Below are 12639 nucleotides of genomic sequence, written 5' to 3'. Positions count from 1 at the left end.
AGGCCGCCCCCGCCCCGGCCCCCGAGGCGGCGCCCGCCCAGAGCGCCCCGGCGGCCAGCGGCCCGGTGGACGACCTGCCCTTCGGCGCCACCGACGCCCTGACGGTCCTCCTGGCCCACGCCTCGCGGATCCGCCCCGAGCAGATCGGCGCCACCGACACCACCGAGACCCTCACCAACGGCGTCTCCTCCCGGCGCAACCAGCTCCTCATGGACCTGGGCACCGAGCTCCAGCTCGCCAGCATCGACGGCGCCGCTGACGCCGACATGACGGCCCTGGCCGCCACCGTCGCCAAGGGGGCCCCCGGCTACAAGGCCTTCGGGCCGGTCCTGTCCGACGCCATTCGCACGGGCCTGGGCCGCATCCTCGGCCCCTCCGGCGTGCGCGCCACGCGCGTGGGCGAGCGGGTCAAGGGCACGTGGGGCCTCGGCGACGGCTGGGTCTCCCACGTCACCGCCGAGCTCATGCTGGGCACCCGCGAGGGCGCCTCCATGCGCGGCGAGGACCTGGCCAGCCTCGGTTCCTCCGCCCCGCTGACCAGCGCCAGCGCCGTCGACGCCCTCATCGACTCCGCCGTCCAGGCGGTCGCCGGCGCCCACGGCGTGAGCGTGGCCAAGCCCTCGGCCGCCGGCGGCGCCGGGGGAGCGGTGGTCGACTCCGCCGCCCTGGACGCCTTCGCGGCGACCGTCACTGGTGAGTCCGGTGTCCTGGCCTCGACCGCCCGCACCATCCTCGACGCCCTCGGCCTGTCCGAGAAGGTGACGATCCCCGCGGACGCCGACGACGAGGCGGCCGCCACCCGCGCCGCCCTCGCGGCGATCGACGCCGAGCTCGGCTCCGGCTGGGTCAAGTCCGTCACCCCGGCCTTCGAGCCCGCCCGCGCCGTCCTCATCGACGACCGCTGGGCCACCGCCCGCGAGGACCTGGCCCGCCTGGGCAACGGCGAGCTCGACCTCGACACCGCCCGCCGCGTCCTGCGCCCCGAGGCCTTCACTGGCCTGGGCCAGGCGGTCGCCGACCAGGCCGACTGGTGGTCGCGGACCCTGCGCGCCGGCGAGCTCGCCGACCGCGAGGAGCGCGCTGCCCTCGCCGCCTCACTGGCCTCCGCCGCCCGCGCCGCCGCGGCCCCGGGCGACGCCGCCACCCGCTGGGCCGACGACGTCGCCGTGGTCACCGGCGTGGCCCCCGGCTCCATCGCCGCGGCCGTCACCGGCGAGATCCTCGCCGGCGGCGCGACCGTCGTCGCCACCTCGTCGCGCCTGAGCCACGAGCGCCTGGCCTTCGCCACGCGCCTGTACCGCGAGCACGCCTCCGCCGGCGCCCGCCTGTGGATCGTGCCCGCCAATCTCGCCTCCTACCGCGACGTCGACGCCCTGGCCGACTGGATCGGCCACGAGCAGGCCGTCACCGCCGGCGGCAAGACCACCGTCGTCAAGGAGGCCCTCGTCCCGACCCTCCTGTTCCCCTTCGCCGCCCCGCGCGTCATGGGGACGCTGGCCGACGCCGGCCCGGAGGCCGAGTCCCAGACCCGCCTCCTGCTGTGGAGCGTCGAGCGGTCCATCGCGGCGCTGAGCGCCATCGGCACCGACACGCATGTCGACCACCGCCTGCACGTCGTCCTGCCCGGCTCCCCGAACCGCGGCACCTTCGGCGGCGACGGCGCCTACGGCGAGGTCAAGGCCGCGCTCGACGCGATTGTCAACCGCTGGTCCTCGGAGTCGGCCTGGTCCGGGCGGGTCACCCTGGCCCACCCGCGCATCGGATGGGTCCGCGGCACCGGCCTCATGGGCGGCAACGACCCGCTGGTCGACGCCGTCGAGGCCGCCGGGGTGCGCACCTGGTCCACCGAGGAGATGGCCGCCGAGCTCATGGGCCTGTGCGACACCGCCACCCGCGCCCGCGCGGCCGAGCGCCCCGTCGAGGCGGACCTCACCGGGGGCCTCGGCGATGGCATCGACCTCGTGGCCCTGCGCGAGTCCGCCGCCGCCTCCCTGGCCGCCAAGGCGGCCCCGGCCGAGCAGCGCGCCGAGATCCGCGCCCTGCCCTCGCCGGTGGTGCCCACCCAGCCCACCGCCCCCCAGTGGGGCGACGTGGAGGCCGACCTCGACGACATGGTCGTCATCGTCTCCACCGGTGAGATCTCCACCTGGGGCTCGGGGCGCACCCGCCGCGAGGCCGAGCTGGGCATGAGCGGCGGGGAGGACGTCGAGCTCACCGCCGCGGGCGTCCTCGAGCTCGCCTGGGGCATGGGCCTTCTCACCTGGTACGACTCGCCCAAGGCCGGCTGGTACGACACCGACGGCGAGCGCGTCCCCGAGGAGGACATCTGGACCCGCTACCGCGACGAGGTCGTGGCCCGCTGCGGTATCCGCGAGTTCGTCGACGACGGCGTCATCGCCACCATCGCCGACGAGGAGGTCCCCGTCTACCTCGACCACGACATCACGCTGAGCGTGCCCGACGAGGCCACCGCCCGCACCATCGAGGACTCCGACCCCGAGCACACCCTCGTGGCCCCCGACGCCGAGACCGGCGAGTGGACCGTCACCCGCCTGGCTGGCTCGCTGGCCCGCGTCCCGCGCCGCGCGGCCCTGAGCCGCACCGTGGGCGGCCAGTTCCCGGTCGACTTCGACCCCGAGCGCTGGGGCATCCCCGCCGCCATGGTCCAGGGCATGGACACCATCGCCTCCTGGAACCTGGTGACCGCCGTCGAGGCCTTCCTCGCCGCCGGCTTCACCCCCGCCGAGCTCCTCACCGCCGTCCACCCCTCCGACGTGGCCTCCACGCAGGGCACGGGCTTCGGCGGCATGGAGTCGATGCGCAAGATGTTCGTCGGCCGGCTCCTCGGCGAGGAGCGCCCCAGCGACATCCTCCAGGAGGCCCTGCCCAACGTCGTCGCCGCGCACGTCATGCAGTCCTACATCGGCGGCTACGGATCCATGGTCCAGCCCGTGAGCGCCTGCGCCACCGCGGCCGTCTCCATCGAGGAGGGCTGGGACAAGATCGCCCTGGGCAAGGCCGACGTCGTCATCGCCGGCGCCATCGACGACATCTCCATCGAGTCCGTCGTCGGCTTCGGCAACATGAGCGCCACCGCCGAGGCCGCCGCCATGCGCGCCAAGGGCATCTCCGACCGCCACTTCTCCCGGGCCAACGACCGCCGTCGCGGCGGCTTCGTCGAGGCCGAGGGCGGCGGCACGGTCATCCTGGCCCGCGCCTCCGTGGCGGCCCGCATGGGCCTGCCCGTGGCCGGCGTGGTCGGCTTCGTCTCCTCCTACGCCGACGGCGCCCACACCTCCATCCCGGCACCGGGCCTCGGGGCCCTGGGCGCGGGCCGCGGCGGCACGGACTCGCGCCTGGCGCGCGCCCTGCGCGCCCTCGGCGTGGAGGCCGACGACATCGCCCTGGTCTCCAAGCACGACACCTCCACCGGCGCCAACGACCCCAACGAGTCCGAGCTCCACACCCGCCTGGCGCGGGCGCTGGGCCGCTCCGAGGGCAACCCGCTCGTGGCGGTCTCCCAGAAGACCATCACGGGCCACGCCAAGGGCGGCGCTGCGGTCTTCCAGGTCGCCGGGCTCACCGAGATCCTGGCCACCGGCATCGCGCCGGGCAACGCCTCCCTCGACGTCGTCGACGCGCCGCTGGCCAAGGACGCCTTCTGGGTGTGGCCGCGCACGCCGATGCGCCTTGCCGGCCGCGGCGGGGCCTCAGGGCGCGTCCCCGGCGCCGGCCCCGTGCGCGCGGGCCTGCTGACCTCGCTCGGCTTCGGGCACGTCTCGGGCCTCATCGCCCTGGTCCACCCCGGCGCCTTCGAGGCCGCGCTGCGCAAGGCCAGCGGCCAGGAGGCCGTCGACGCCTGGCTCGCCTCGGCCAACGCCCGCCTCGCCGCGGGCACGCGCCGCCGCCGCGCCGGCATGATCGGCCGCGTCGAGCTCTTCGAGCAGGTCCAGGGCCGCCGCCTCGGCGAGGCCGGCAAGAACCGCGACCCGCACGAGGTCGAGGCCGCCATGCTCCTCGACCCCGAGGCGCGCCTGGGCGCCGACGGCGTCTACCACGCGGGGGAGTGACCCCATCCGGCGCGCGGGCCCGGCGATCCCTGGTGGATCGCCGGGCCCGCGCCCGTGCTCGTTCCTAGACACCCAGGGACTTCGGTCCTACGCTTCTCATGAGTCGGGATTCGGCGCCGTCGCCGCCGACGCGCGCACGAGAATCACCCGGTACCCCTCACCGACTGGAGGCACCCGTGAGCGAGACCACCTATCAGGCGATCGCCATGATCATCTACTTCGTCGCGATGATCATGATCGGCCTGTGGGCCTACACCCGCACCGATGACATCGACGACTACATGCTCGGCGGGCGCGACCTCAACCCCTTCGTCGCCGCCCTGTCGGCCGGCGCGGCGGATATGTCCGGCTGGCTCCTCATGGGCCTGCCCGGCGCCCTGTACGCCTCGGGCTTCGTGGAGGCATGGATCGCCGTCGGACTGACCATCGGCGCCTGGGTCAACTGGAAGGTAACCGCCCCCAGGCTGCGCGCCTACACGGAGGTCGCCGGGGACGCGATCACCATCCCGAGCTTCCTCGACAACCGCCTGCACGACCCCAGGCGCCTGCTGCGCTGGGCGTCCGGGCTCATCATCCTCGTGTTCTTCACCCTGTACGTCTCCTCGGGCATGGTGGCCGGCGGCGTCTTCTTCCAGTCCTCCTTCGGCATGGACTACCGGCTCGGCATGACGCTCGTCGCCGCGATCACCGTGCTCTACACGCTCGTGGGCGGCTTCCTCGCCGTGTCCTGGACGGACCTCGTCCAGGGCCTCATGATGGTCGCCGCGCTCATCGCTGTCCCGATCGTTGGGATCATGCGGGCCGGCGGCGTGGGAAGCCTCGTGGACCGGGTCAACGCGATCGACTCGAGCTACTGGGCGCTGTGGGGTCCGTCGGTCTCCACCATCGGCGTCGTCTCGGCGCTGGCCTGGGGCCTGGGCTACTTCGGCCAGCCCCACATCATCGTGCGCTTCATGGCGATCCGCTCGCCGCGCGAGGCCGTCCAGGGCCGGCGGATCGGCATCGGCTGGATGCTCTTCGCCGTGGCCGGCGCGGCCGGCACCGCGGTGGTCGGCGTGGCCGAGTACGGGCGCGATCCCTCGCGCCTGGCGGACCCGGAGGCCGTCTTCATCGAGCTCGGCCAGCTCATGTTCCACCCGCTCGTCGCCGGGTTCATGCTCGCCGCGATCCTGGCGGCCATCATGTCCACGGTCTCCTCCCAGCTGCTCGTCACCTCCTCCGCCCTCGTGGAGGACCTCTACCGGGCGCTGCGCAGGAACCCGCCGTCGGGCGGCCACCTCGTCATCATGTCGCGCTCCGCGGTGCTCGTCGTCGCCCTTGTGGCCGCGGTGATGGCCTGGGAGCAGAACGACACGATCCTCGCCCTCGTCGCCTTCGCCTGGGCGGGCTTCGGCGCCTCCTTCGGCCCGACGGTCCTGCTGAGCCTCTACTGGCGCGGCCTGACCTCCATCGGGGCCGTGGCGGGCATGGCCGCGGGCGCGCTCATGGTCATCATCTGGGGCAACGTCGACGGCGGCCCCGGAGGGATCTTCGACCTGTACGAGATCATCCCCGGCTTCCTGGCGAACCTCGCCGTGGCCTGGGGCGTCTCCCGCCTGGGCTCCCCGCATCCCGACGTCGACGAGGAGTTCTCCCGCGCCGTCGCAGCCTCCCGTGCCTGACGCCCCCGCCCCCCGGCTGCCCGAGACGCCTGGCGCCGGCATGGTGAGCGCGGTCGGCATGGACCTTGTCCACGTGCCGGGCCTGGCCCACCAGCTGACGATCCCCGGGACGGTCTTCGCCGAGCGGGCCTTCACCGCCCGCGAGCTGCGCGAGGCCCAGCGGCGGGCCAATCGCGCCGGCTCCCTGGTCGCGGAGCCCCTGGCCGCCAGGTGGGCCGCCAAGGAGTCCTTCATCAAGGCCTGGAGCCAGGCGCTCGTGGCCAGGGACAGGGGCGGCCGGGGGAGTGGCACCGGCGCCGCGCCGGTCATCGCGCCCGAGTCCGTGGACTGGCGGGAGATCGAGCTCGTCTCCGACCGCTGGGGCCGCCCCTCGCTCAGCCTGACCGGCCGGATCGCCGACGCCGTCGAGGCGGGCCTCGGGGCCGGGGCCGCCGCCCCGGAGCACTGGCCGGTCTCCCTCACCCACGACGGCGACTGGGCCGCCGCCATCGTCCTGTGGGCCAGTGCTTGACCACCTCGCCGCGCGGCGAGAAGGTGTCACCCGCTCGCGGAAATTGATACTTTAGGCCTTAACGTATCGCCGGAGAGGAGACCACGATGGCGAACAGGGCCCTCATCATCGTCGACGCGCAGAACACCTTCTGCGAGGGCGGCAGCCTTGCCGTCGCGGGAGGAACCGCCGTCGCCGAGCGCATCGCCGCCTGGCTCACCGGTGGGGCCGCCGCCCGCTACAGAGCGATCGTCACGACCCAGGACTGGCACATCCAGCCCGGTGACCACTTCTCCACCTCCCCGGACTTCGTGGGCACCTGGCCCGTCCACGGCGCCGCGGGCACCGACGACGCCGCCCTGCGTCCCGAGATCGCCGCCGCCGCGCCCGGTGCCACCGCCTTCTACAAGGGCCAGTACTCCGCGGCCTACTCCGGCTTCGAGGGCATCGACGGCGCCACCTCCGGGACCTACCTCGACCCCTGGCTGCGCGAGCGCGGCATCGAGGAGGTCGACGTCGTTGGCCTGGCCCTCGACTACTGCGTGCGCGCCACCGCACTCCAGGCGGCCGCCCTGGGCTACGCCACTCGCGTGCTCACCGACCTCACCGCGCCGGTGAGCGCGGCGGGTGCGCCGACCACCCTCGTCGAGCTCGCCGTCGCCGGGGTCGAGGCGCTGGACTCAGCCAGCGCCCGGCGCTGAGGCCGCCTGCTCCTGGCCGCCCCGGCGGGCCAGGCGCTCGGCGCGGACCACGGGGCCGAGCTCGGAGAGCAGCATCGCCGTCAGGGCCAGGCCGCCGCCCACCAGCAGCCGCCACGTCATCGGCTCCTGACCGGCGAGGATCGCAAACAGGGAGGCGAAGACCGGCTCGAAGGTCATGACCACCACCGCGCGGGTCGCGCTCATCCGCGCCTGCGCCCAGGTCTGGAGCAGCAGGGCCAGCAGGCCCGAGGCCAGCGCCATCCACAGCAGCGGGCCCCACACGCCCCACACCATCGGCACGCGCACCCCGCCCGGCAGCGCCGCAGGCCACAGGACGGCGCAGATCCCGAGCATCTGCAGCGCCGTCAGGCTCAGCGGGTCCTGGCCCTGGACGAGCGAGCCCAGGAGCACGATATGCAGCGCGTAGAGGAAGGCCGAGGCCATGAGCAGGGGGATGCCGGCCCCCAGGGCGAACCCGTCGAGGCTGAGCACGCTCACCCCGCCGAGCGCCAGGACGGCCGCCACCCAGGTCACCCGGGACACGCGCGTGCGCAGCAGGACAAGCGCGAGCATCGGCGTGATGACGACGTACAGGGCGGTGACGAAGCCAGCCGTCGAGGCCGGCGTGTAGCGCAGGCCCACTGTCTGCGCGATCTGAGCCAGCCCGTAGACCGTGCCGACGCCGATCCCGGTGAGCGCCTGCCGGCGGGTGAGCCGCAGCAGCCGCCGCCAGCACAGCGCGCAGGCCGCGGCGCTCTTGCCGCCCTCGCCGCTCCCGCGCCGTCCCAGCGCGCCCGGGTCCCTGGCCGGCCGCTCGAGGGCGCTCCTGCCCGTGTGGTTCGGCGAGCCGGGCCCCGGCGGGGTAGGGTTTCCCCAGCAACGTGCTCCGGGGTCGGTGGAAATCCGAGCCGGCGGTGAGAGTCCGCGACCCGAGCCCTCCGCCCGCCGGGCGCGATGGCCCGGTTGAGCCGGTGGGATTCCGGCACCGACGGTGAGAGTCCGGATGGGAGGAAGCACGGGGCGGCCGCGAGGCCCGGATCGGCCACGCGCAGGCGCTTCCCGCGCCAGCCGCCACGGGAGCCGCGCCCCAGGGCGCCGCTGGCCCACCACCCCGGAGAGCGCCCCGGGGACACCCGGGGGAGAGCCCGGAGGAGAACCGACGTGCCTGGTGCCAGCAGTACCGGCCCCGACGTCGCCGAGCGCCCGGCGCGCCCCACGCGGCGAGCGCGACGGCGCGATGACGAGCGCCGCGGGCCCCTGCCCGCCCTCCTCCTGGGCGCCGTCGTCCTCGGGCTCTGGCTCTACGCCTCCCGCAGCGGAACTATCCCGCAGATCCTCCTGCCGGACCCCCTGCGGGTCCTGGAGCGCCTGTGGCTGGCCAGCACGAGGGCGGGCCTGCTGGACTACGCCTGGGTGACCCTGCGCGAGGCGGTCCTGGGCTGCGCCAGCGCGGCCGCTTTCGCGATCCCCCTGGCCTGGACGCTCCACCACTGGGATCTCTTCCGCCGGGCCGTCCTGCCCTATGTGGCGGCCAGCCAGGCGATCCCCGCGATCGCCATCGCCCCGCTCCTCGTCCTGTGGATCGGCTACGGCACCGTGCCGATCGTCGTCCTGTGCGCCTTCATGGTCTTCTTCCCGATCACCGTGACGGTCCTGCTGGGCCTGCGCGGCCTGGACACCGACATCCTCGACGCGGCCCGGCTCGACGGCGCCCACGGCTGGACGATGGTCGTCCACATGGAGGCGCCCATGGTCCTCCCCGCGATCCTCGCCGGCGTGCGCACCGCCTTCACCCTGTCCATCACCGGCGCCGTCATCGGCGAGATGGTCATGGGCGGCGACGGCATGGGCCAGCTGCTGTCCATCCAGCGCGATGCCGTCGACACCACTGGCCTGTTCGCCACCATCACCCTGCTGTGCGCCATGGCCACCACTGTCCACTGGCTCCTGCTCGCCGCCGAGCACCGCAGCCGGACCGTCGCCGCCCTGCGCGGGCGGCGCGCCACCTGACCACTCAACCTTCTGACCACCGACCATCGTCCGATCCGCGAGCCCACGATCCACCGCCCCGCGGCCCGCCTGCGGACCGCGCCATACAAGGAGAACACCGTGACCAGCCAGCCCTCCCGCCCCCGCCTGAGCCGCAGGGGCCTCCTGACCTCCGCCCTCGCCCTCACCGGCGCTGGCGCCCTCGCCGCCTGCTCGTCGGGCACCGCCTCGCAGGCCCTCAACTCCGGCGGCCCCGGGGCGGGCGGCGCGCTGACCATCGGCCTGACCTACACGCCGAACATCCAGTTTGCCCCCTTCTACATGGCCCTGGCCAACAAGGACTACGAGTCGACCGTGGAACTGCGCCACCACGGCGGCTCCGAAGGACTCTTCGACGCGCTGCTGGCCGGGACCGAGCACATGGTCATCGCCGGGGCCGACGAGGCCGCGGTCGCGGCCTCCAACGGCTCCCCGCTCGTCGTCATCGGCGGCTACTACCAGGGTTACCCGGGCTGCGTCATCGCCCGCGAGGACTCCGCCGTCGCCTCGCTGGCGGACCTCAAGGGACGGGTCGTCGGCCTGCCCGGGCGCATGGGGGAGAACTGGTACGCCCTCCAGGTGGCCATGAGGAACGCCGGCCTGACCGAGTCCGACCTGACGATCCTCGAGATCGGCTTCACCCAGCAGGCCGCGCTGGCCCAGCCCAAGTCCGACGCCTCCGACACCTCGAAGCCCGACGCGATCATCGGCTTCTCCAACAACGACGCCGTGGGGCTCAAGGAGTCCGGGGTGGCCGTGCGCACGATCCCCGTCGGCGACGACATCCCCCTCATCGGCGCCTCGCTCGTGACCACCCAGGCCGTCCTGGAGGCGCGCCGCGCCGAACTCAACGACGCCGTCATGGCCTCCTCGCGCGGCATGGCCGCCTTCGTCGCCGACCCGGACGCCGCCGTGACCGCCACCCGCCAGTACGTGCCCGACCTGGTCGACGACGCCCAGGCCAGGCAGGCCCGCGCCGTCGCCGTGGCCACGGCCGAGCTCATCGCGCCCTCGGGAACCTACACCACCATCGGGGCCCTCGATCCGAGCAAAGCCGCCACCATGATCGAGTTCCTTGGCACTCAGGGCATCCTCGGCGCCACCACGATCACCGCCGACGGCGTCTGCCAGCCGCTCCTTGCCGCCTGACGCCCGCGCGACGACGAGACCGGCCCTCGGGCGCGGGCTGGGGATCCAGCGCGCCCGAGGAACGGGGTGGTTGCCAGCGAGAGGCGGGCTCAGCCCGCCGGGGCCGCCGAGGCCCGTCGAGGCCGTCAGAGCCGGCAGGCGAGGAGCTCGGAGACGAGGATCGCGCGCGCCCCCACCTCGTAGAGCTCGTCCATGAGGCGGTTCATATCAGCGCGCGGCACCATGGAGCGCACCGCCACCCAGTCCGGGTTCTGCAGCGGGGAGACCGTGGGGGACTGGATGCCCGGCGTGATCTCGGTGGCCAGGTGCAGCCGGTTCATGGGCACGTCGTAGTCCATGAGCACGTAGGAGCGCGCCCGCATGACCCCCTCCAGGCGCCGCACGAGCGTGGCCAGGCCAGCCTCGTCGGCGAAGGCCTCGGTGGTGATGAGGACCGCCTCGCTGGTGAGGATCGGATCGCCGAAGACCTCCAGGCCGGCCGCGCGCAGCGTCGTGCCGGTCTCGACGACGTCGGCGATGAGGTCGGCGACGCCCAGCTGCACCGAGGACTCCACGGCGCCGTCGAGGTGGACGGTGGTGGCGTCGATGCCGCGCTCGGCCAGGAAGCGGCGCACGAGCACGTCGTAGGAGGTGGCGATGCGCTTGCCCGCGATATCGGCCAGGCTGGACATGGTGCCGGCGGGGGCGGCGAAGCGGAAGGTCGAGCGGGCGAAGTCCAGCGGCAGGTGCTCGATGGCGTCCACGCCGGAGTCAAGGAGGAGGTCGCGGCCCGTGATGCCCGCGTGGACCGTGCCCTGGCCGACATACACGGCGATGTCGCGGGGGCGCAGGAAGAAGAACTCGACCTCGTTGGCCTCGTCGAGGAGGACCAGCTCGCGACCGGAGCGGCGCGCGCGGTAGCCCGCCTCCCTCAGCAGCGAGATGGCGGGATCGGACAGGGAGCCCTTGTTGGGGACGGCGATGCGCAGCATGGTGGTGGTCCTCCGGCTCACAGGTAGGCGTAGACGTCGTCGAGCGTGTAGCCCTTGGCGATCATCATGACCTGGGCGTGGTAGAGGAGCTGCGAGATCTCCTCGCAGGCGGCCTCATCGGACTCGTGCTCGCAGGCCATCCAGGCCTCGGCGGCCTCCTCCACGAGCTTCTTGCCGATGAAGTGGACGCCGCGGTCGAGCTCGGCCACGGTTCCCGAGCCCTCGGGCCGGGTGGCGGCCCGCTCCTGCAACTGCGCGAAAAGGTCCTCGAAGCGTGTCATGGCGCCAGGCTAGCCCACGCCAGGCGCCCTGCCCGCACCGGTCTCACCGCCGCAGTCATCACGGCGCCGTGCCGCGCCCGCGCGTCTCGGGGAAGTGGGGCGGGCCCTGCTACTGAGAGACGAGCGAGACCGCGTGCCTGCCCGCCGCGGCGGCCGCGATGAAGGCGGCATCGTCGGCGTCCAGGCGCCGCCCCATGGTGGACAGGCGGATGCCGGTTTCGGCCTCCATGGCCTCCAGCGCCGAGCGCAGCCCCTCGGCGCTGGACTCCACGAGCCGGTGGCGCTCAGCGCGCCCCCGCTCCTCGCACAGGGAAGCCGCCTGCTCGCGCGCGCCGGCCCAGAAGCCCTCCATGCCGACGGGGTCGGGAGCGCCCACCGGCAGGACGACGTCGGCGCTGGCCAGGGCGACACGCCCGTAGGCGGTCATGGAGTGGTGGGAGACCCCCAGGTGCCGTGGGCGGGCATCGGCCTGGGAGACGCGCAGGCAGGCCACGGGGCGCCCGCCGAGGGCCGCGGCCGCGTTGATGGCCTCCCCGCAGGCCACCCCGGAGAAGCCCCAGGGAGTGTCCGTTCCCAGGTTCCCCGGGCCCTGGATGACGACGATGACCTCGGCGCCCAGCACGTGGCGCGCCGCGAGCAGGCCGTTGTGGACGGAGACGGCCTCGAGGTCCCCGCCCCAGGCCTGGCCCGCCGTCACGGTGCCGGCCAGCCATCCGGCGTCGATGAGGGCCGAGGCCGCCCGCGAGTAGGGCAGGGGGAGGGCCCCGCCGTCGGTCATGACGTAGGCGACCCGTGGGGCGGCGCCATCGGCGCGAAGACCGGCGAGGATCGCGGGCAGGCTCGAGTGCAGGTCGGCGACGACGACGGGCGCGCCGTCGAGCCAGAGCTCGCCGATGGGCGCGGCTAGGACGCCGTGGTGCTCGGTGTCCTGCTCGTCGACGCCGGTGACCATGATCTGGTCCGGCATGTAGCGGGCCTTGACGAGGTGGCCCCCGGGGGCGGGGTCGGCGGGGAGGGCGTCCAGGCGGGCCGTCACCATGGCGTGCCCGCCGGTGCCGAGCCGCCGCGCCAGCGCGGAGACCTCCAGGCGGACGCGCTCGCCCGGCTCCGGCAGGCCGCCGAGGGACTCGTAGGCGACGGCCCGGCAGGATTCGCCCGCCAGGAGCGCCGCGGCGCCAGCGGGGGCGGCGGTGATCCGCGCCTCGAGCTCGGCGCAGCGCCGGCCCGGCGCGCCCCAGGCCCGCCGCAGGGAGACGATCTCGGCATCGCGCAGCATCATGGCGCCACC

10 protein-coding genes and 1 riboswitch are annotated in these 12639 nt (G+C 74.2%); of the genes, 6 read left to right on the top strand and 4 right to left on the bottom strand.

Annotation, left to right across the window (positions count from 1 at the left end; all coding sequences use genetic code 11):
• The 4 genes from A1QA_RS14175 to A1QA_RS0109185 all read left to right on the top strand — a co-directional run.
• On the top strand, nt 1-4070 hold a 4070-nt coding region (locus tag A1QA_RS14175; RefSeq protein ID WP_043508388.1), incomplete at its 5' end, for a beta-ketoacyl synthase N-terminal-like domain-containing protein.
• 176 nt (nt 4071-4246) lie between these two features.
• Nucleotides 4247-5731, top strand: a complete 1485-nt coding sequence (gene putP / locus A1QA_RS0109195) for a sodium/proline symporter PutP (protein ID WP_017178620.1) — start codon at nt 4247-4249, stop codon at nt 5729-5731.
• A complete protein-coding gene (locus tag A1QA_RS0109190; RefSeq protein ID WP_017178619.1) occupies nt 5724-6242 on the top strand; it encodes a holo-ACP synthase in 519 nt (172 codons plus the stop codon). Before putP ends, A1QA_RS0109190 begins: the two co-directional genes overlap by 8 nt.
• Nucleotides 6243-6328: 86 nt before the next feature.
• Entirely contained in the window at nt 6329-6922 is a 594-nt protein-coding gene (locus A1QA_RS0109185; RefSeq protein WP_017178618.1) for an isochorismatase family protein, read from the top strand.
• Here A1QA_RS0109185 and A1QA_RS15970 read toward each other — a convergent pair.
• Nucleotides 6902-7642 (bottom strand): DMT family transporter, encoded by a 741-nt coding sequence (locus A1QA_RS15970; RefSeq protein ID WP_482746695.1) that lies wholly within the window; start codon nt 7640-7642, stop codon nt 6902-6904. The genes A1QA_RS0109185 and A1QA_RS15970 overlap by 21 nt on opposite strands.
• Before the next feature lie 158 nt (nt 7643-7800).
• A riboswitch (FMN riboswitch) is annotated at nt 7801-7942 on the top strand.
• A 141-nt stretch (nt 7943-8083) separates the two neighbouring features.
• On the opposite strand from A1QA_RS15970, the gene A1QA_RS0109175 reads away from it, so the two are divergent.
• Both A1QA_RS0109175 and A1QA_RS0109170 read left to right on the top strand, forming a co-directional pair.
• Entirely contained in the window at nt 8084-8932 is an 849-nt protein-coding gene (locus tag A1QA_RS0109175) for an ABC transporter permease (RefSeq protein ID WP_017178616.1), read from the top strand.
• 99 nt (nt 8933-9031) lie between these two features.
• Nucleotides 9032-10099 carry an ABC transporter substrate-binding protein gene (locus tag A1QA_RS0109170; protein WP_017178615.1) on the top strand — a complete coding sequence of 356 codons (1068 nt, stop codon included), beginning with the start codon at nt 9032-9034 and terminating at the stop codon, nt 10097-10099.
• 125 nt (nt 10100-10224) lie between these two features.
• On the opposite strand, the gene hisG is transcribed toward A1QA_RS0109170, so the two are convergent.
• From hisG to A1QA_RS0109155, 3 genes are all read right to left on the bottom strand, one after another.
• The gene (gene hisG, locus A1QA_RS0109165; protein WP_017178614.1) at nt 10225-11070 is read right to left on the bottom strand and encodes an ATP phosphoribosyltransferase; all 846 of its coding nucleotides are present in this window, start codon (nt 11068-11070) and stop codon (nt 10225-10227) included.
• Nucleotides 11071-11087: 17 nt separating this feature from the next.
• On the bottom strand, nt 11088-11351 hold the full coding sequence (locus A1QA_RS0109160; RefSeq protein ID WP_017178613.1) for a phosphoribosyl-ATP diphosphatase: 264 nt from the start codon (nt 11349-11351) through the stop codon (nt 11088-11090).
• Nucleotides 11352-11460: 109 nt separating this feature from the next.
• Nucleotides 11461-12630 carry a DUF3866 family protein gene (locus A1QA_RS0109155; protein ID WP_017178612.1) on the bottom strand — a complete coding sequence of 390 codons (1170 nt, stop codon included), beginning with the start codon at nt 12628-12630 and terminating at the stop codon, nt 11461-11463.
• Nucleotides 12631-12639 lie beyond the last annotated feature (9 nt).

This window comes from Actinomyces timonensis DSM 23838 (genome assembly GCF_000295095.1).
Taxonomy (GTDB): Bacteria; Actinomycetota; Actinomycetes; order Actinomycetales; family Actinomycetaceae; genus Actinomyces; species Actinomyces timonensis.
Note: the sequence above shows the minus strand (reverse complement) of the source record. Positions and strands in the feature narration are given on the sequence as shown.